We start from the raw sequence: 19,461 nt of genomic DNA, 5'->3' as shown, positions 1-19,461 counted from the left end.
AAGACGCAAAGGGAAAAAATCTTTGCGTCTTAGCGAAAAATATTTTCCTCAACGTATATTTTAATAAAGGCTTGTTTAAACTTCAAAAAAACGACTGGTGATAAACAATATGAGCATCAGGAGATATCGATGCTTTGCAGAGCCGGCCCCGGTTTGATCACAGGGCCGGCCCTCTTAATGGATTTGAAAAACAATTAAGAACGGTTAACGGGTTTCAGGATCCGCCGGTCTTCAGCTTTTTTGTTTAACCTGTTTTTAACAAATGAGTTGACCATAATAACCAGGATACAACAGGCAACCAATACGTAAATAATTAGGATGTGCTTTGGCATTTCAGTTTATAATTTCCTAAATGTAACAGGTTTGCTACTTAACCTGCAAGCGTTTTTTAAAATAAAGTTTCGACTAATTTGGTACAAAAGTCAAAAAAATGTCATTTTCCAATTTCGGAATTCGGATGTTCGATTTGGGATTTATCCTGAGTGATTAAATCCATGGACTCTGAAGGTTAGATGACAAAGAGGGCCTGTCAGTCTGAGCCTGTCGAAGACTCGTGTGCAGGGGCCCTGTCCGCCATACTTCGACGGGCTCAGTATGACACCCATTTTTTAAGTCGTCATGGATAGGTTAAGAGGAATATTTTCCGATAAAATCTATCGGTACAAAATCGGTAAGCCACACCTTGTTTTCTGACAGATAGAATTTATGACCCAGCCGGTGCATTTCACCCGCCGCAACGGTTAACACCACAGGTTTACCATGGCGTTGACCAACCTTAACAGCCGTTTCCAGGTCGTTGCTTAGGTGTACGTGCTGCCGGCTCCGCTTTTCGAGCCCGGTTTGCAAAATCGCCTCAATCGACTGGCTCCCTGTGCCATGATACAGCACATCCGGTGGTATTTGTGCTTCATAACCCAGCTCAACCTCAACCGAATGCCCCTGGCTGGCGCGGATCTTCTGCCGGGCATCATCAAATGCGAAACGCTTTTTGGCGTTAGTTTCAACTATGTGGTTCAGTATTTCAAGAGTTATGGCTTTACCATGTGCAGCCGCTTTTAGCAGCAATTCGTCAACGGCTACCCAGCCCTGCTCATCAAGTTTAATATTTATTGCTTCGGGCTGATGACGTAATACTAGGCTTAAAAATTTACTTAAGCTGGTAGTTTCTTTTTCGCTTATCATTAGCACTAATATAAATGCTTTACGTCACGAATTTAACAAACTGCTCAAATTCTTACCCTGCGGTACAGGGCTATCCCCAGCATAATGCTCCAGAGATTTCCGGTACAGATCCTTCATTTGTTTAACCAGGATCCGCGGACCAAGCACTTTCAGTTTAGGCCCGAAACCGAGCAATTCACGCTCCAACTCGAAGTTCATGATCACCCTAATGCTGAATATTGTTCCGTCTGCCGTAACTTTTAATATTTTTTGCGTGTGGTGCAATGGTTTGGTAATAACATACGGGGCATTTTTATCATCTACCCAAAATATGACTTCATTATCGCGCTGACCCGGCGATTTGGTAACGCCAAGCACATCATTATAATAAGTAGCGAGATTGATCCGGGTGTTTTCAATGTACTCGTCAATATGTACCTCCACAGTCTGAATCCTGTCGAGCGCCAGGGTAAGCAGTGGTTTATTCCTTACGTGTGATACGCCCAGCGCAAACCATCGGTTACGGTACTCCTTCAACAAATAAGCGCTGAAGCAAAATGTACTGGCCTCCCTTGCTTTGAATGACTGATAGCTAACACACAACGTATTCTTGCTTACAATAGCCTTACGAATAATCTCAATCCATTCCAACCCCTTCAGGTTATCGTTCTTTTCAAAATCAACCACTGGCACACTGTGTGTTTTCTGGCTGTAGATCTTGTCTTCCAGTTTGGTTACCATTTCGTTAAGGTCGGCAAAATGCCCCAGGCCTTTAAACTGGCCCAGCAAACCGGCTACCTCGCTCAACACCTGCATGTCCTGGTTATTGAGGGGGATGTTATTGATGCTGTAATTCTTGTCGGAGTAGGTGTAATACTTTTTATCAACCACTACAATAGGCGCTTCGTACCCCAGCTTATTACTGCGCATCATCTCCATATCGGCCTGCACGGTGCGGCGGCTTACCCCGCTGTTTATCCCCTGGTATTCGTACAAAGCTTCGGAGCAGGCTTCAATCAGGTCGTCAAGTGTCCACTGCCGGCGGCGGTTTTGCAGGCAGCTATCAATGGTTCGGTAGCGGATAAGGGCGTTGCGGTTTACAGGCATATTTTGATTTCGGATTTAGGATGTTAGATTTCGGATTTATTTATTCTTTAATTTCCCTACCCCCTTTGCGGCGAAGCCGGAGAGAGGTCAACAAGCGAAGCGATGTCGGGGTGAGTCGACACACCAGTTCATGACTTTTTTATAATATTATTAAATTATTCTCAACTGCGCAAATACATTGCGCAGTTGAAATTTTACTTTGTATCGTTAAATAACAAAAGCAGCTAAACAAGAAACCCCTCCGCCAATTGGCGGAGGTTTAAGAGCGCTATGGAAAAGATAAAAATAAGCAACAACGAATTAACCGCATTAGGTATTAACGACGTAAAAATATTGGAGAACTTTAGCCGTGTGGCGAATGGCCTGCTAAAACACGGCGTAATGGATAAGGAACAGATCCTGGCCAACCTGGAAGCCCTTATTGACGACCCAATGCCTTATGCCCTTAAAAAAGGCGGCAAGTTTAAGAACCTGGCCGAGGCGGTAATTGATCTGCGAAAAGAAGGAAAATTTTTAAAACAGCCGCGAACCAACTTCGCACTGAAACAGGAAATTGCCGATTTCCCGGTTTACGGCCTTGAGCATATTGAAGTGGGTGCGCTTGCGCAGATGAAAACCGCGATTAAGTTACCCATAGCCGTAGCAGGTGCTTTAATGCCCGATGCCCACCAGGGTTACGGCTTGCCTATTGGCGGTGTGCTGGCTACAACTGCCAATACCATCATCCCCTTTGCGGTTGGGGTGGATATTGCCTGCCGTATGTGTTTGAGTATTTTTGATTTGCCTGCCGGTGTGGTTGACACCGAAACCGACATTCTTAAAGGGCTTCTGCTTGATCATACCAACTTCGGCATTGGCGGGGTTACCAAAACGCATTTTGATACCTCGTTGTTCGACAGCCCTGTATGGAGCGAAACCAAGACAATCCGGAACCTTAAGAATAAAGCCTATTCACAATTGGGTACCTCGGGTACCGGCAACCACTTTGTTGAATGGGGCGAACTTACCGTTGCCGAAGGAGCGCTTGAAGGCATCCCGGCCGGTGGTTACCTCGCTTTATTGTCGCACTCAGGTTCGCGCGGGTTTGGAGGGAGCATTGCCGATCATTACTCAAAAATTGCTATGAGCAAAACCAAGCTTCCGCAGGAGGCCAAGCATTTGGCATGGTTAAATTTAGATAACGACAGAAGGGCAGGAATACTGGATTGCCATGAACCTGGCCGGCGATTACGCCAGCGCCAATCATCACGAAATCCATAACAAAATTGCCCGTGCGCTTAACCTTAAACCGGTAATGATGATTGAAAACCACCACAACTTTGCCTGGAAAGAGCAGCTTGCCGATGGTACCGCAGTAATGGTACACCGAAAAGGCGCTACTCCGGCAGGCGAAGGTGTATTAGGGATCATTCCCGGCAGTATGAGCACACCTGGCTTTGTAGTGCGCGGTAAAGGCGATGCGGCTTCTATCAACTCCGCCTCACACGGTGCAGGCCGTTTAATGAGCCGAAGCGCCGCCTTCAAAACTGTCGACCCGAAAGCAGTTGCCGCTAACCTCGCAGATAAACGCATCACCCTGATGGGAAGCGATTTGGACAGAAGCGCCGATGGTGTACAAGGATATCCATGCTGTGATGGCCGCCCAGCATGATCTGGTTGATGTACTGGCAAGCTTTCAGCCGAGGATAGTGCGGATGGCGGATGCTAAGGAAAAGCCGGAGGATTAGGAGAAGAGTCTTAACTTGGGAGTTTGAAGTTGAAAATCAGATTTTTAATTATATTTCTAAACGCTGCCGCAAGTGTCCTCACTTGTGGCCCGCGTTTAGGTTATCTACATGGAGAGCCACCGGTTTGCTTAATAATGCCCACAAGCGAGGGCGCTTGCGGGAGCTGGGACTGGGTAGGCAAACAACTAAACCGAATCACGAATGCTTATATTGTCGCAATCATATAACCTCTTGCTTGAAGTATTTTATTGGGGCCTGCAATGGGAACTAATTACAAAAGCCGAAGCTGTAAAATGGGCCGATGATATCATCATCACTACAGAAGATATTCCGGATTATTTTTTCATTGAGCTTTCAATGAGCAAGAGCATCACAGAAGCAAAGGTGCTTATCAAAGACAAAATAAGTATAAGCAATGCACCTATTATAGGCAATGTATTGCTTGGGTTAATTTATCATAAACTCAATAGCAATAATATCGGGTTACAAAAAGCATGCGAAGTAATGGACCGCATCGCGTTAAATGATACGATGGCCGGTGACAAAATGGGTTCGCTATACCAGTTTAGCGATGAGCTGCAGGAAGCATTCCGCCCGGAACACTACGACTATCTGCGTATTGAAATTTTAGAATTTTTATCGATCTATAAAGATTTTGCATTGGACAATTACGATATGTGGCCTTCCATAAATGACCAAATCGAAACGCTCATTTTTAATATAGCACAACAAAGAATTGAGCAAAACGAGACATTCAAGCAGGCGCAAAACCCCATCAATTTTATACACCAGTTTACTATAAAAATGGCATTGTATATATTGATATTGGGAGCCGAAATAGTAATATTATCAAAGGTTGATTTAACATATAAATTCAGTAATGATCTCTATGCTATATCATTAATAATATTTGCAATTGCGATGTGTTATCCTGTTGTATGGGTGATATATCGTGCACTGGCTAAGCTATTTCGATTATAATCTTTATTCACCTCCATTCCCTATCTTTACCCTACTATGGAAGCCAAACCTTTTCTCCAGGAGATCCAACTGAAACGAGATATGGTGCCATCGTTTGATGCTTATCCGTTTCACATCCCGGCTATCAGGAACTTGTCGTCATTAAAGTTCCATCGCGATGTTACTTTTATCATTGGCGAAAATGGTTCGGGGAAATCAACGCTGGTAGAGGCCATCGCTTTGCATATGGGTTTCAGTATCGAGGGAGGCTCAAAAAACGCGCAGTTTCAAACGCATAATAATTCGTCGCAACTTTTCAATTATTTAACCGGTATAAAAAGCTACAAAAAGCCAACCGATTATTTCTTTCTCCGGGCCGAAAGCTTTTATAACGTAGCCACCTATATGGAAAATGTTTATGAAAACGACAAAGGCACGTTTGCACGGCAATATGGAGTAAAGTCGCTTCATGAATGCTCACACGGCGAATCGTTCATGGCTACGCTAACCAACAGGCTTACCGGCAACGGGCTTTACATATTTGATGAGCCGGAGGCCGCCTTATCGCCAAACAGGCAAATGGCGGCACTCTCGCTCATCAATACGCTTGTGAATGAAAACTCACAGTTCATTATAGCCACCCACTCCCCCATTTTATTAGCCTACCCGGGTGCAACCATTTACCAACTGGATGATTCGGGTATTAAACAGGTACGTTACGAAGAAACGGAGCATTACATGGTTACCAAACATTTCCTGAACAACTATACAGAGATGACGCGGATCCTTTTTGGGGAATGAGTAATTCCCTCCAAGCTTTTTTAAGCTCCCATATTACCGGTCTTAACCTCCCCGGCGCGTTTGTAATTAACAAAGACCACTCCGCTTGGTGTAACGGTGCTTTCTGTTACCTCCAAAGTAGTAGGCACGGTGTCCTCACTGAATATGGTTTTTCCTTTGCCAAGCAGTACCGGGTATATTTTAAGCCAAAGCTCGTCCACCAGGTCATGTTTCAGTAACAACTTAACCAGTTCGCCGCTGCCCCAGACTTTGATGTCCGAACCTTCTGAATCTTTCAGTTTTTTAATATCTTCTATGCTTGTAAGGAACACGCTGTTGTTCCAATCGGATTTATCCTTTGTATTGGATAACACGTATTTTGTTACCTCATTGATACCAGGCCAATAATCCGCATGCTTAGGCCAATACTCTTCAAAAATGTCGAACGTTTTCCGGCCTAACAGAATATCTGTCGCTTCCATCTGCTTCTGCATCATCTTACCCGAAACTTCATCCATAAAAGGTGCCGACCAGCCGCCATATTTAAAACTGCCTGATTGATCTTCTTCCGGTCCGCCGGGTGCCTGCATTACGCCATCTAATGTCATGAATGTTAAAACGATTATCTTTCTCATAAGATTTACCTCCCAAAGTGGTTGATGTTTAAAATTTGTTTTTTATTATGATACAAATCTCAGCAATAAGGCAATAATGCCTGCGGTGTATATGCGACCAATGATAGGTTGAATGCGACAGATAATAAAGTACTCATTTCCGAAGAGAGACTCGAACTCTCAAGAGTTATAGATTGCCGTGAAACTATAAAGTGTGCCCAGAACGAGATTCGAACTCGTATATCCTGAACCTAATCAGCAGGAAGCAGGCACAAGAAAATCCCAGAGTATTTAAAAGTAACAAATTCCCTCCATACGCAAAACATCTTTAAACAATGATTTTATAATTTCTTTACCCCGGTTATATCAGCTGTTAGCTATATTGCAGGCACCATATGAAAAAGAATTATATCGACCTGCTTGAAAACATTTATGCCCTGGCACAAACCGGTATCAGGTATACCAAAAGCCCTTTCGATATGGAGCGCTATCAAAAACTGTTGGATATAGCCACACAGGAGTACAGCGAATTTACCGGCCTGGAAACCGAAGTTTTAAAAGAACGCTTTCGTAACGATCTGGGATATGCCACACCCAAAGTAGGAGTTAACGGTATCTTGTTTGATGACAATGGCCGCCTGCTGGTTGAGCACCGCAGCGACGACCTTTTGTGGGGTTTGCCCGGCGGCTGGGTTGATATTGGCGAAGACCCGGAAACAGCCATGAAACGTGAGTTTTGGGAAGAGGCCCGGCTAATTGTTGAACCGGTTGAGATCATTAAATTCTTCGCTGTCCCCGCCGGTCAATTTCAGCAGCCCCATAGTTCAGTTGTAGTGCTTTATTTATGCAAATACGTTAGCGGCAATATCGAAACATCCATAGAAAGCCTCGAAATAAAATTTGTCGATCCGGCCGAAATAACCACCTGGCATAAAAACCACGGAGAGTATGTAAAAGAGGCCTTACTTCATCGAAAAAAGCCCTGTCGCAAGTGTAAATAAATTTGTTTCGGTCACTTCTATTTTATCCACTCCTTTATGAGCTGACGGTTTCTTTTTTCAGTCTCATTTAATATACTTTCCGCAAAACCGGCAACTATCCGCATAAAACGGCACTCTATTTCACATAAAGCGTAAAGATTTGACCATCAATAAAATATAAATGTATATTTATATACCTGCTCGCTTAGCAATTAACTGAACTCAAACTGATTTTTAAACATTAAAGCCATGAGTACATCAACCAAAGCGTTCGACAAAAACACCTCTATGGGTTTTAGGGACAAAAATACCTCAATGGGATTTGCTGATAATGAAACAGGCCTTGAGCCCGAAGACGAAGCCGCCGACGGGTTTGTAGCTTCGCCCGACCCGGATAATGCAGCTGAAGAACCTTCGATGGATAGTTAGGAATCTGTTTTATCCGGCTGGTGCCATTGCCCTGTATATCTATCCCCTTCCTAAAATGGGGGCTTTGTTTTATTTTATAATTTATGCTAAACCACATACTAAAGGGAATGGTTTGCGTATGCCTTTTAACCGGCATCGCCACGGATACCTATGCTCAAAAAACATATTAAATCGGTTAAGATCAGAAGCGGCCCGGCATAAAAATGATACCGCGGGTGTTGAACCATTACGCCAATTAAGCTTACAATTGCAGGCCACCCGGCCTGATAGCGCGCTGATTTATGCGCAGCAGGGGCTTGAGCTGGCCCGCAAATTCTCGTTCAAAAAAGGCGAGGCCGATTGCATGAACCGCCTGGGTGTGGTTTTATGGAAAAATGGCAAGTATGACCAGGCCCTTTCTTTTTTACTCAACTCACTAAAAATACGCGAAGAAATTAACGACCGTTTGGGTATTTTAAAAAGTCTCAGCGATATAGGCATCGTTTACTCCGACCAATTGGATAACGTAAAAGCCCTATCCTACCATTTTAAAGCTAAAGCTGTTGCCGAAGAACTGCATGAAACAGCGCGCCTGGGGATTATCCTGGCCAATATTGGCAACTGCTACATCAAGCTTAACAAGGTTGATTCGGCTTTAAACTATGAGATGCAGGCTTATGCCATAAAGCAAACCCTGAAAGATACGGCTACCATGCCTAACACCTTATCCATTTTAGGCGACATTAACTATAAAATGGGACATACCGCCCTGGCGCTTGATTATTACCGGGTGAGTATAAGTTATGCTGCAAAAGTAAACGATCAAAACAGCCTTGCCGACAGCTATAACAGCGTAGCACAACTCTATAAGCAAAAAGGTATGGCCGATTCAAGCATCTATTATGCAACGCTGGCCCTTAATGCCGCAAAAGCCGCCCTATATCCCGAGGGGATTTTTCACGCCAGCAACCTGCTTACCGATGTGTACCGGGGCAAAAATGAGCACCTTGAACTGCTTTATTTAAAAACCGCACTCGCCGCCAAAGACAGTATGTTCAATGCCGAAAAAATTAAGCAGATCCAAACCTTAAGTTTTAACGAAGCAGCGCGGCAGGAAGAAATTGCCGAAGAAAAGCACCGCGAAGAAGAGGCGCGGATAATTAATCTGCAAATGGTAGGCATAGCTGTTTTTATCCCGACATTTTTTTTGGTAGTGTTACTGCTGAGCAAAAGCCGTACCCACCGCAAGGTGATTGAGTTTATGAGCGTGTTATGCCTGCTGCTGGCTTTTGAATTTCTAACCCTGTTTATTCATCCTTTTGTGCAGCGCCTCAGTAACCATTTACCCGTACTTGAATTGGTAATCCTGGTATGCCTGGCCTCCGTGCTGGTACCATTCCATCATAAGCTTACACACTTCATGCATGAGCGGCTGGTACACGGGCATAAACCTCAACAGCCCCCAGTTACCGCGGCGGTACCTTCGCCAGAGAAAAAGGAAACTAAACCACCTGCCGCAAAACGTAAACCTGCGTAAGGTTAAATACAGTTTTATTTTTTAGAGCTTTTATTTACTTTTTTAGCGCAAGTCTTGCGGGCTCGGATGTGTGCTGGCTGACTTGTGATACGCAAGCCCAAGTTACCCGACTCATCAATCCCGGCCCGCAAAACTTGGGCTAAGGATATTCTCGTCCCTTCAGGGTCTCTCGCAGAGGACCCTGAGGTATCCGCCGTGCAGATCACCCAGCTTTTAAACACAAAACACAGCAATTTCAATAAATGTTTGCCTTGCCGCCGGCTTAGCAAATGGGGTGTTGAAACAAGCATGACGAAGTTTATTATGTCTTACGTAAAAACGCCCCTCACCCGGTTAAAATCACGGTTAAGAATTGGGTTAATGATTTTTTGTGGGTTAAAACGTTGGTTAGCGGTTGTTTTTTAACCTATAATTGCCTTGCCTGCGAATAACTACCTTATTCCGCTACCAGACATAAGCCTATTACTAACCAACATTTATCATATGAAAAAACCAATCCGCTTTTTGATCCTGAGCTTGTTCATTACTATCGTAAGCTGTAGCAAGGGTAAGGATATTATACCCGTTACCGCTAAACCGGGCACGGATACTACCCAAACCGATAACAGTACCGGATTTAGCAGTGCCGATGCCGACCTTGCCTATACAGCATTCAATAACGCTTTTTACGATTCAAATAATAAACTTTACTTCAGCACCACTAAAAAAGATGGCGTTGCAGCTATATGGACGCAGGCTATTTACTGGGATATGGCCATGAATGTTTATGAGCGTACCAAAGCCCCTGCACAGCTTACCCGCATTAGCGATATATACCAGGGTAATTATAATCATTACGATGGCTACAACTGGAACAACACCACCGTTTGGTTTATTTATGACGATATGATGTGGTGGGTTATTGCCCTGGCGCGCGCCAACCAGCTTACCGGCAATGCCACTTATCTTGAAAAAGCAAAATCCGGGTTCGACAGGGTTTGGAACGGCTCTTATGACCCTATAGATGGCGGCATGTTCTGGGATTTTCAGCACAGCGGAAAAAACTCATGTATCAACTTCCCTACCGTTATAGCAGCAATGAAATTGTATAATATCACTAAGGATGTTTCTTATCTCAACAAGGCCAAATCTATCTATTCATGGTCGAAAACTAATTTGGTTGACGCATCGGGCAAAGTGAACGATAACAAAATAGGCAATAACCCTCCGGGTGGCCAGGATTATACTTATAACTCGGGTACTGCAATTGGCGCAGCCATGGCCTTATACAAACAAACCAACGATGCAGCTTACCTTAACGATGCCAAACTATATGCCGATTATGTAAAAAACGATATGTGCACCAACGGTATATTACCTGCCGAAGGAGATTTTAACGAACAGGGCGTTCTGAAAGCTATCTTCGCGCAATATATAGTGCAACTGATCAACGAGGGTGCCCAAAGCCAATACCTCAGCTGGCTTCAAACCAATGTTAAAACAGGCTGGAATAATCGCGATGGCCGGAACCTTACTTATCGTAATTACGCCGTACCTACCCCAACCGGCGATATTCAATCATATGAGGCCAGCAGCATTGTAACTTTCATGCAATTGATACCGCCAACTAAGAAATAAGCATTACGTTCTGCTATTTCCCACAAAACGCGAATGCGCCAAATATTTTTGCGCCTTCGCGTTTTTTGCGTGCTTATACACAATTTAAATAATCCACATTTGCGGCGTATTCCTGAAATGATTGATCTCCTCAATCACATCGAGTACTTCATCGGGCGATAGTTCATTTTCGCCGTCTGCAACATAACTAAACACTTTTCCCGGCTGCTCAAAAGCGATATAACCCAGGTAATCGGGGTTGTTTTTTTGCCTGTAAAAGCTTATCAGGCTGGTTAAGCTTGGCTACAGTTGATTTATCGCGGCGATAAATACTATAAGTATAGGTTAGCACCGGGTGACCGTCTGCATGGGCATCACTGTCCGGTACTATAAGAAGAGTTAAATTTTTAGCTATAGTAATAAAGAATGGTTTCATATGTAGCATTAAGTGTAGCATCAAGATATAGCAAGAGGGATGCCACAATCATTATTTCGATAAAATTAATTTACTTTCAGTATAAATAATATTTTTCAATAGAGATTGAATTATGGCACGATTTTTAAAGTGTTACATATAACAAACTAAATACATCAAACTATGAGATCATTATTGTATATCATCGCAGTTATCCTGATAATAGGATGGGCGATCAGTGTGTTTGCCTATTCGGCAACAGGTTTAATCCATGCATTATTGGTAATTGCCGTAATTTCATTTTTACTTGGCATTATCAGAAGCCCTTCAACAGTTTAAAAACTATTTTTCTATAAGAAAACAATAAACGCGGGCCGCAAGTCCGCGTTTATTTTATTGTTTTGAGATTTAAGCTAAAAATGTCACACAAACTTCCATAACGTTTGTTTAGTGTTACTATAAGCTTTACGACGATGACATTAAGCGACGAAGAATTCAGGGAAGAATATAAACCACTGCACATCCCTTCACATTTTGATCCACAGGATACCCAGCAAAATAAAGCCATATACGCGCTGGCACAAATTGGCGAAGGAACAGCAGACAGTGTACTGAAAGAGCTGGAAACCCTGCAGCCCGGCATTATGAACGAACAGGTTACCGCGCTGGTTAAAACCACTCTTGTCAGCCTTTACAATAAAGGTCTTATTAAGGGCGAAGAACATAACGGGCAGATGCATTACAACCTCAGCAAGATCACCGAGGCTAATGACGGCTCAACGAGGCACGAATAGTTAATCTTCCTCGCCATTTACATTTGCAGTGAGCACATCGCTCATATAATCAAAAAAGGGGCGCATATTTTTAAAAGTATCAGAAGCTTTTATGATGAAATCCGGGCGTAAAGCCTCCTCATCGGTAAAGCGTCGTCTTACTAAAAACTGTTTATAACGCAGCAGCTCAATAGCTTCATGATCTGCAGCATAACCTTTGGGTGCGGTTTTCAGCTGTTCGCCTTCTAAAACGCCAAAAGTTTTTGTAAACTCCTTACTGCCGATGATTTGCTTCAACGGCGAGGCATCAAAAGCGATATCATCGCGGATCCGCTTAAGATCGGGTGCATCCGGGGCCCAAAAGCCACCTGCTATAAATGTATTGCCAGGTTCCAGGTGAAAATAATAACCGCCGCGGCGGTGCTTTCCCGCCCGTTTAAAATTCCCGCTCCAGTTAGTTTTAAAAGGCGTTTTATCTTTTGAAAAACGGATATCGCGGTAGATGCGGTGCAGGGCCTTTTTTGCGCTGGGCGTTTCGATAACGTCATGCGTATTGAGCAGGTTCAATAACCCGGCCGTAAAAACCTCCACCAGTTCAAGCTGCTGTTGATATGCCTCTTTATATTGAGCAAACCAGTCGCGGTTATTGTTCTGTTTCAGTTGCCTCATAAAATCAAAGGTGGAGGCGGGTAGTATTAGCTGGCTCATAATTAAAAATAATCTGCAAAAAGCAGGAAAGCCAAATTAGAGAAATTTGCAGGCTGTCCAAAATTGATTCCGTCTGCACTGTTTAATAATACATTCGGATGATGCTTAAGCAACCGGATTTCCCCTCAAAACAAAAATGTGACACTTGTTTTTTGCCGAAAAACCTATCTTAGCCAAACAATCAAACCTGCTATGAAAAGGCGCTCCTTTGTTAAATCAACCCTGTTAACCGGTGTTACCGCAACTATTTTACCTGCCATGAGCAAAGCTACAGAAACTTCTCCCAAAGCTGCCGAATACTATGAGCTAAGGGTATACAACCTGAAAAATTCGGAACAGCAAAAACTGGTAGAGGATTTCCTGAAAGATACTGCTATACCGGCCTTCAACCGGTTAGGTGTAAAACATGTAGGGGTATTTACCGAAATGAAGCCCGAAGGCCAAACCAGGCTTTTTGTGCTGGTGCAGTTTAACAGTCTTGCCCATTTCGCAACAGTGACCGATAGTTTCGCCGGCGATGCAGAACTGCAGGCCAAAGGCGCTGCTTACCTTAATGCCCCGGCCGCTGCACCTGCTTATGAACGGATAGAAAGCTCTTTGTTAAAAGCATTTGTACACATGCCGCACCTGGAAGCACCTGAAAATAAAACCAGGATCTTTGAGTTGAGGCAGTATCAAAGCGCAACTGAAGCCGCAGGTAAAAAGAAGATTGAAATGTTTAATGATGAAGGCGAAATAGACGTATTTAAACGCCTCGGTTTCAAACCTGTTTTTTGGGGCGAAACCGTAATAGGTTCACAAAGGCCTAATCTTACCTATATGATCACCTTTGATGACCTTGATGCCAAGAATGCTCACTGGAAAGCTTTTGGTAGTGATCCGCAATGGAAAAAGATCAGCGCCGTACCGGAATATGCCGATGCCCTGCTGGTGAGCAAAATAACATCAACTATGCTGATGCCAACAACTTACTCACAGATTTAATTTTTTACAGACTTACGAAGTTTTGGAAACTTCGTAAGTCTTGCTTATCAACGGTCTTTTCGAATTTCATCATACAGCTTATTTTTCCTAAATTTGATTAGCCACGATATGGAGAAAAACAGGCAAACACTCAGCGAAGCTGAGATTGAACTTCTGAAAGAAGGCTTGAAACGAGGTTATAAAGAGCGTTTTCAAATGGCCACCCGTTTGTACAAGATATAACAAACCATGAGCAAGGCTTCGATAGTAAATAAACCATATATCAGCAAATAATCTGTGGATGTATTTGACGAGGAAATATTAAGCCTTTCCAAAACCCATATTCCCCCTTAATTCCCCTACTGCCTGTTTCAACATTTGTTTTAAATAAATACTGCCTTAGTTAGAGCCAAAAGACCCCTGGTTTTGAGAGGGGCCAAACGGAGCGCAATTTTTTCTGAGACTCATGACCTTTTATCAATCATTATAAAAAAAACAAAAATACTCGATAAAATATCATTAAAAATACTATTAAATAAATAAAAACAATAACTACCCATACCCGACTCTGCGCCGGGATTATGAAAGTTAAGGCCCGGCGTAATGCCATTACGCAGGCAAAAATAAAAGAGGCCGGTACAAGATTCGAACTTGCGAACATTCCTTTTGCAGAGGACTCCCTTGAACCACTCGGGCAACCGGCCATGTTGTGGAAATAAAAGGACTTGAACCTTTAACCGACACCGTATAAGGGTGCTGCTCTTACCATTGAGCTATATTTCTAGCTGTAAATCAGTAGGGTAACCCGGACTTGAACCGGGAGCCTCCACATCCCAAATGTGGTAATCTGACCAATTGATATACTACCCTGTAAAGCAAAAAATCCCCTTAGTTTTTATCTAAGAGGATTTTTCAATGTTGTTATATACTTACTATATATACACAGCTATCTCCTCTGATAAATCAGTATGGGTGATGGACACTGTATACATATTGTTGTTTTCATGATGCAATTATACAAACAATATTTAAATTAAAAAATAATTATGAAAAATATTTTTTTCAATTGAATTTGAACCTTGATTCGTAGGATTAAAGGAATACTTGAGTTAGAACTCCAAAGTAACATTTAAGCTTCCGAATTTCTATAAATCATTAAAGCATCAAGTCCATCTTTTAATCCTACGAATCAAAGTTCTGAAAAAAATAAAAATATTTTTCACTGCGCAAATACACTGCGCAGTAGCCTCCAACCTTTGTATCAACAAAACGAAATAAAGGAGGTTCAAAATGAAATTCAACCTGTTAAGCAGAGTAAAAACCAAAACGGTAAATCATGAAGGCGCAAAAGCTTTTATCATGAGCGCCGAAATGGAATTGTACACCACGGTAGTTACCTGGAGCTTAAACGACACCTTTTATGAAAAAGACCAGGCACGCGTGGAGCGCCTGCGTAATTTGATAGCTAAATGCAACCCGGTATTTGTTGGTAAACTGGCAGTTTATGCACGTACCAAAATGTATATGCGTTCGGTGCCGCTGGTGCTGGTTACCGAATTGGCTAAGCTGCACTCGGGCAACGATCTGGTTGCCCGGGTTACCGACGGGGTTATCGGCCGTGCCGATGAGATCACCGAGTTATTGGCTTGCTATGAAACGTTAAACCAGCGCAAGGGCACTAAAAAGCTCAACCGCTTATCAAAGCAAATGCAAAAAGGTTTATCGCAGGCGTTTAACCGCTTTGACGAATACCAGTTTGCTAAATATAACCGCGATGGCGCCATAAAAATGCGTGATGCTTTGTTCCTGGTACACCCACGTGCCAAAGATGATTTGCAGCAGCTGATCTTTAACAAGATAGCCACAAACGAACTGCAAACACCTTACACCTGGGAAACAGAACTCTCGGCCCTTGGGCAACTGAATTTTGATAGCGCCGAAGCCAAAGCAATAGCGTTCCGTGCCAAATGGGAAGAACTAATTGACAGCGGTAAAGTTGGTTATATGGCCTTGTTGCGTAACCTGCGCAACATACAGGATGCAGGCGTAAGCTATGCCCACTTTAAAAAAGTGTGCGCAACCATTGCCGACGGCGAACAGGTGGCTAAAGCCAAACAGTTTCCATTCCGCTACCTGGCTGCTTACCGTGAGCTGATAACGCCAACCTCGGCGGTGCAAAACATTGCAAGGGCAGCCAAAGCAGCCATAACCGGCAACAAAGGCTACACCGGAGAACTGATGGATGCATTGGAAAAAGCGGTACAAGCAAGCGCAGCCAATATCAGGGGTTTTGACGAAAATACCCGTGTATTGCTGGCCTGCGACGTATCCGGATCAATGCAGAAACCTATATCGGCAAAGTCAAAAGTGCTGTTGTATGATATTGGTTTAATGCTGGCCATGCTGCTGCAATCGCGCTGTAAAAATGTGGAGGTAGGTATGTTTGGCGACCGCTGGAAAACCATTACAGTACCACGCGGTAACATTTTGGGCAACGTGCAGGAGTTTTATCGCCGCGAAGGTGAAGTGGGTTACTCAACCAATGGCTACCTCGTTATTCATGACCTGAGTACCCGCCGTTTGCAAATGGATAAGGTAATGTTATTTACCGATTGCCAGTTATGGAACAGTAATGGCGGCAGCAATCACATACAGGAGCAGTGGGTTTATTACAAACAACACATTGCTCCAAAGGCAAAACTGTACCTGTTTGACCTGGCGGGCTATGGACAGGCACCTTTGCAGTTACTTCAAAACGACGTGTATTTAATTGCAGGTTGGAGCGATAAAGTTTTTGATGTGTTAGCAGCAATTGAAAACGGACGCTCGGCACTGAACATTATTAACAATATAGATTTATAAAAACGTGCAGGGAAGCTAACAGCCCTGCACTTAAAGAAATAAAGATGCCGTAGGCAAGAGTTACTTCGCAGCCAATAATGGGGAGGGCATTGTGGCGAAAGCCATGATGGAGGTTCGAGTCCTCGCTTGCAAGCCCCCAAGTCTCTTGCCGCCTTTGCTCTTTATAAAAGAAGGTGTCGTTTATAAGTGTTACTTCGATTTCCAAAACTGAGACGTCGGTTCGAGTCCGGCCCCGCAAGGGTAGTTGAGATGGTTAAAACGCAGAGTAAGCAAGCACTTATCGCCTATTACCCTTCTTTTAAAAAATTGAAAATAAAATAAGGTGCCGTAAACAAGTACTACTTCGATTTGGGACGTTAGGGTCGCCGGTTCGAACCCGGCCCGCTGGTAACCGCGGTAGCTCAGTTGGTTAGAGCATAATGCAGAAGATTTGTTGACCATTGCCCTTATTTTCAAAATGAACAATAGGTTAAAGTGCCGTAAACAAGTATTACTTCGCTTTTTTAACCCCAGGGTCGCCGGTAAAAATCCGGCCTTTAGCCCCGCAAGCTAAGGTAGCTCAGACAGTTTGGAGCATGGGACGACTGAACCACTTGTTAGCCATTGCCTTTGGCCTGTTGTTCATAAATTTCTTTTACCTAAACCCGCTGCAATCAGGAATAAAGATGCCGTTGGTAAGCGTTACTTCGCCTTTCAAGCCAAGCGCTACCATTCATCGCTCTTTATTCCCTGATTTTAAACAAAGAAACTTCACCCTTCGGGGGTAAGTAATGAAAGATGCCGTAAGTGGGTGCTACTTCGATGGTTGAAAACATGTAGCAATACATGAGTGCCGGTTCGAATCCGGAATACACCTGCTACCTGTAGCTCTTTCATTTTTTTCAACTTTTAATATTAAAAACAATGACTGATACTATACAACAAAAACTGCTTGAATTAGAGCAAACTGAAAACATAAAAATACTTTACGCCTGCGAATCGGGAAGCCGGGCCTGGGGCTTTGCCTCGCCCGATAGTGATTTTGATGTGCGTTTTATATACGCCCGTCCTGTAAATTATTACCTCGGCATAACAGATATGCCCGATTTTGTAGATCTGCCGATAAATGATGTATTGGATATACGAGGCTGGGATATACGCAAGGCGCTGAAGCTATTCCTGAAATCAAACATATCATTGTTTGAATGGATACAATCGCCCATAGTTTACCGGGAAGGCAGTGATTTTACCGCTGACATAAGAAGCATAATGCCGGAATATTTTTCGCCAAGGGCATCAGCTAATCACTATTCATCATTGGTTTTTAACACCGTACGAGATGATTTGCAGGGAAGCGAAGTTAAACTGAAACGCTATTTTTATGCACTAAGATCAACACTGGCCTGTCTTTGGATAGCGGACCGCAAAACAGTGCCGCCAATGGAGTTTAGTAAATTGAGACGTTTGATAAGCGACACGCATTTTCAGGATACCTTAGACGACCTACTTGTTCAAAAGCAAACGGCCGATGAAAAAACGTTGATACAACCGGTGCCGCTAATACAAACCTGGCTGCAGGATACGCTGACTTATTGCCAGCAGCAGATACCGCTGCATCCTTCAAAAAGGAAACAGCCGGACGAGATTGAACCAATTGTTCAGAAAATACATACTATTATGACTTTTGATCATCTGCAACAAAACCCGCAACTGCTCCTGCTTGATTGTATCAGCGGGAGCACTGCTTATAATCTTAACGTTAAGGGATCTGACACGGATAGGAAGGGCATCTTCATCATGCCTCAAAAACAGCTTTATGGCTTTACCCAAACCGATCAGGTTGCCAACAATACAAACGATGAGGTTTATTTTGAGATCGGTCGTTTTATGGAATTGCTTACCAAAAACAACCCCAACATACTGGAGTTGTTAAGCACGCCCAGCCAATTTGTATTGTACCGCCACCCGTTGATGGATTTAATAAAACCGGAAGATTTCTTGTCGAAACTTTGCCTGGATACCTTTGCCGGATATGCGCACTCGCAAATAAAAAAGGCCCGCGGTTTAAACAAAAAAATCAACAAGTCAATAGACGAAACCTGTAAGACAGTACTGGATTTTTGCTATGTGATCCATGATAATGGCAGTATTACACTAAAGGAATGGCTTCAGGTAAACAACTTTGAGCAGCAGCAATGCGGCCTGGTAAACCTGGACCATTTCAGGGATGTATACCTGCTTTATCACCAAAAACAATTGAAGGCAGGCTACTTCAGGGGAATAATATCTGGTGCCGACGCTGATGATGTACAACTGAGCCCGGTACCCGAAGGAGTAGAACATCTGGCGGTGATGAACTTTAATAAAGATGGCTATTCGGTATACTGTAAAGAGTATAAGGAGTACCGCGAATGGGAAGCAAAAAGAAATGAGGCGCGCTATCAAAGCACGTTATCGCACGGCAAAAGCTACGATGCCAAAAACATGATGCACACTTTTCGCCTGCTCAATATGGCCGGAGAAATAGCACAATACGGCCATGTAATCGTAAACCGGCCCGATAGGGATTTCCTGCTAAAAATCCGCAACGGCGAGTTTGAATTTGATAAACTGATGAATATGGTTAACGAAAAAATGGAGCAAATCAATGAACTATATCGAACCTCTGCCCTGCCCAACAAACCGGACCTGCAAAAGGCTGAAGTTATCTTATTGCAAATAAGAACCGAATTTTATGAAAACAGCCAACTATAGCCCACTGCCATATTATACTTAAAAGCTGTTTAAAACACGAAACAATCCGGTTTGCAAAGCCGCTTTGTGGAGTTTGGCATTGCTTCGTGCCCAGCAATAACGTTTCCTTGACATGTTGCAATCGTGAGCTATCCTCC

The 19,461-nt window shown here is 43.4% G+C and carries 19 protein-coding genes and 3 tRNA genes; 13 read left to right on the top strand and 9 right to left on the bottom strand.

Annotated elements, in window-relative coordinates:
- Positions 1-194 precede the first annotated feature (194 nt).
- From ACRQ5D_RS19230 to ACRQ5D_RS19220, 3 genes are all read right to left on the bottom strand, one after another.
- A complete protein-coding gene (locus ACRQ5D_RS19230) occupies positions 195-332 on the bottom strand; it encodes a hypothetical protein (protein ID WP_167516184.1) in 138 nt (45 codons plus the stop codon).
- Between the two features lie 295 nt (positions 333-627).
- Positions 628-1,182, bottom strand: coding sequence for an RNA 2'-phosphotransferase (locus ACRQ5D_RS19225; RefSeq protein ID WP_176844515.1), 555 nt, complete (start codon positions 1,180-1,182; stop codon positions 628-630).
- A 24-nt stretch (positions 1,183-1,206) separates the two neighbouring features.
- Positions 1,207-2,268 carry a helix-turn-helix transcriptional regulator gene (locus ACRQ5D_RS19220; protein WP_091171286.1) on the bottom strand — a complete coding sequence of 354 codons (1,062 nt, stop codon included), beginning with the start codon at positions 2,266-2,268 and terminating at the stop codon, positions 1,207-1,209.
- A gap of 270 nt (positions 2,269-2,538) precedes the next feature.
- On the opposite strand from ACRQ5D_RS19220, the gene ACRQ5D_RS19215 reads away from it, so the two are divergent.
- The 4 genes from ACRQ5D_RS19215 (at position 2,539) to ACRQ5D_RS19200 (ending at position 5,756) form a co-directional block, all read left to right on the top strand.
- Positions 2,539-3,528 carry an RtcB family protein gene (locus ACRQ5D_RS19215; protein ID WP_432326278.1) on the top strand — a complete coding sequence of 330 codons (990 nt, stop codon included), beginning with the start codon at positions 2,539-2,541 and terminating at the stop codon, positions 3,526-3,528.
- Positions 3,479-3,919, top strand: coding sequence for an RtcB family protein (locus tag ACRQ5D_RS19210; RefSeq protein WP_432326276.1), 441 nt, complete (start codon positions 3,479-3,481; stop codon positions 3,917-3,919). The genes ACRQ5D_RS19215 and ACRQ5D_RS19210 overlap by 50 nt, the downstream gene beginning before the upstream one ends.
- Positions 3,920-4,196: 277 nt before the next feature.
- Entirely contained in the window at positions 4,197-4,976 is a 780-nt protein-coding gene (locus tag ACRQ5D_RS19205; RefSeq protein ID WP_143020822.1) for a hypothetical protein, read from the top strand.
- Between the two features lie 36 nt (positions 4,977-5,012).
- Positions 5,013-5,756, top strand: coding sequence for an AAA family ATPase (locus tag ACRQ5D_RS19200; RefSeq protein ID WP_091171278.1), 744 nt, complete (start codon positions 5,013-5,015; stop codon positions 5,754-5,756).
- 20 nt (positions 5,757-5,776) lie between these two features.
- Here ACRQ5D_RS19200 and ACRQ5D_RS19195 read toward each other — a convergent pair whose 3' ends face one another.
- The gene (locus ACRQ5D_RS19195; protein ID WP_091171276.1) at positions 5,777-6,370 is read right to left on the bottom strand and encodes a dihydrofolate reductase family protein; all 594 of its coding nucleotides are present in this window, start codon (positions 6,368-6,370) and stop codon (positions 5,777-5,779) included.
- Between the two features lie 374 nt (positions 6,371-6,744).
- On the opposite strand from ACRQ5D_RS19195, the gene ACRQ5D_RS19190 reads away from it, so the two are divergent.
- From ACRQ5D_RS19190 to ACRQ5D_RS19175, 4 genes are all read left to right on the top strand, one after another.
- On the top strand, positions 6,745-7,350 hold the full coding sequence (locus tag ACRQ5D_RS19190) for an NUDIX hydrolase N-terminal domain-containing protein (RefSeq protein ID WP_431200209.1): 606 nt from the start codon (positions 6,745-6,747) through the stop codon (positions 7,348-7,350).
- A 228-nt stretch (positions 7,351-7,578) separates the two neighbouring features.
- Positions 7,579-7,758: a hypothetical protein gene (locus ACRQ5D_RS19185; RefSeq protein WP_090524279.1), complete on the top strand. Its 180-nt coding sequence runs from the start codon at positions 7,579-7,581 to the stop codon at positions 7,756-7,758.
- Between the two features lie 55 nt (positions 7,759-7,813).
- Positions 7,814-9,274 carry a tetratricopeptide repeat protein gene (locus tag ACRQ5D_RS19180; RefSeq protein WP_432326273.1) on the top strand — a complete coding sequence of 487 codons (1,461 nt, stop codon included), beginning with the start codon at positions 7,814-7,816 and terminating at the stop codon, positions 9,272-9,274.
- 483 nt (positions 9,275-9,757) lie between these two features.
- Positions 9,758-10,891: a glycoside hydrolase family 76 protein gene (locus ACRQ5D_RS19175; protein ID WP_091171264.1), complete on the top strand. Its 1,134-nt coding sequence runs from the start codon at positions 9,758-9,760 to the stop codon at positions 10,889-10,891.
- A gap of 208 nt (positions 10,892-11,099) precedes the next feature.
- Here ACRQ5D_RS19175 and ACRQ5D_RS19170 read toward each other — a convergent pair whose 3' ends face one another.
- Positions 11,100-11,306 (bottom strand): hypothetical protein, encoded by a 207-nt coding sequence (locus ACRQ5D_RS19170; protein WP_432326272.1) that lies wholly within the window; start codon positions 11,304-11,306, stop codon positions 11,100-11,102.
- 162 nt (positions 11,307-11,468) lie between these two features.
- Between ACRQ5D_RS19170 and ACRQ5D_RS19165 the strand changes: the two genes are divergently transcribed.
- Entirely contained in the window at positions 11,469-11,624 is a 156-nt protein-coding gene (locus ACRQ5D_RS19165; RefSeq protein WP_112652139.1) for a lmo0937 family membrane protein, read from the top strand.
- 134 nt (positions 11,625-11,758) lie between these two features.
- Complete coding sequence (locus ACRQ5D_RS19160) at positions 11,759-12,079, top strand: hypothetical protein (RefSeq protein ID WP_091171258.1); 321 nt, start codon at positions 11,759-11,761, stop codon at positions 12,077-12,079.
- On the opposite strand, the gene ACRQ5D_RS19155 is transcribed toward ACRQ5D_RS19160, so the two are convergent.
- The gene (locus ACRQ5D_RS19155; protein WP_091171254.1) at positions 12,080-12,766 is read right to left on the bottom strand and encodes a DUF2461 domain-containing protein; all 687 of its coding nucleotides are present in this window, start codon (positions 12,764-12,766) and stop codon (positions 12,080-12,082) included. It abuts the gene before it with no gap.
- 192 nt (positions 12,767-12,958) lie between these two features.
- On the opposite strand from ACRQ5D_RS19155, the gene ACRQ5D_RS19150 reads away from it, so the two are divergent.
- Entirely contained in the window at positions 12,959-13,750 is a 792-nt protein-coding gene (locus ACRQ5D_RS19150) for an NIPSNAP family protein (protein ID WP_091171251.1), read from the top strand.
- Positions 13,751-14,359: 609 nt separating this feature from the next.
- Here ACRQ5D_RS19150 and ACRQ5D_RS19145 read toward each other — a convergent pair.
- The 3 genes from ACRQ5D_RS19145 to ACRQ5D_RS19135 form a co-directional block, all read right to left on the bottom strand.
- A tRNA-Cys gene (locus tag ACRQ5D_RS19145) sits at positions 14,360-14,433 on the bottom strand.
- Between the two features lie 6 nt (positions 14,434-14,439).
- Positions 14,440-14,511, bottom strand: a tRNA-Ile gene (locus ACRQ5D_RS19140).
- A 14-nt stretch (positions 14,512-14,525) separates the two neighbouring features.
- Positions 14,526-14,599 (bottom strand) — tRNA-Pro (locus ACRQ5D_RS19135).
- A 420-nt stretch (positions 14,600-15,019) separates the two neighbouring features.
- Between ACRQ5D_RS19135 and ACRQ5D_RS19130 the strand changes: the two genes are divergently transcribed.
- Together ACRQ5D_RS19130 and ACRQ5D_RS19125 are read left to right on the top strand one after the other, a co-directional pair.
- Positions 15,020-16,591: a TROVE domain-containing protein gene (locus tag ACRQ5D_RS19130; RefSeq protein WP_091171247.1), complete on the top strand. Its 1,572-nt coding sequence runs from the start codon at positions 15,020-15,022 to the stop codon at positions 16,589-16,591.
- Between the two features lie 903 nt (positions 16,592-17,494).
- Positions 17,495-19,324 carry a DNA polymerase beta superfamily protein gene (locus ACRQ5D_RS19125; RefSeq protein WP_432326269.1) on the top strand — a complete coding sequence of 610 codons (1,830 nt, stop codon included), beginning with the start codon at positions 17,495-17,497 and terminating at the stop codon, positions 19,322-19,324.
- The last annotated feature ends 137 nt before the right edge of the window (positions 19,325-19,461 follow it).

Origin of the sequence: Mucilaginibacter sp. P25 (genome assembly GCF_050859465.1) — a bacterium.
Taxonomy (GTDB): Bacteria; Bacteroidota; Bacteroidia; order Sphingobacteriales; family Sphingobacteriaceae; genus Mucilaginibacter; species Mucilaginibacter gossypii.
This window is presented reverse-complemented; position numbering and strand designations above follow the sequence as displayed.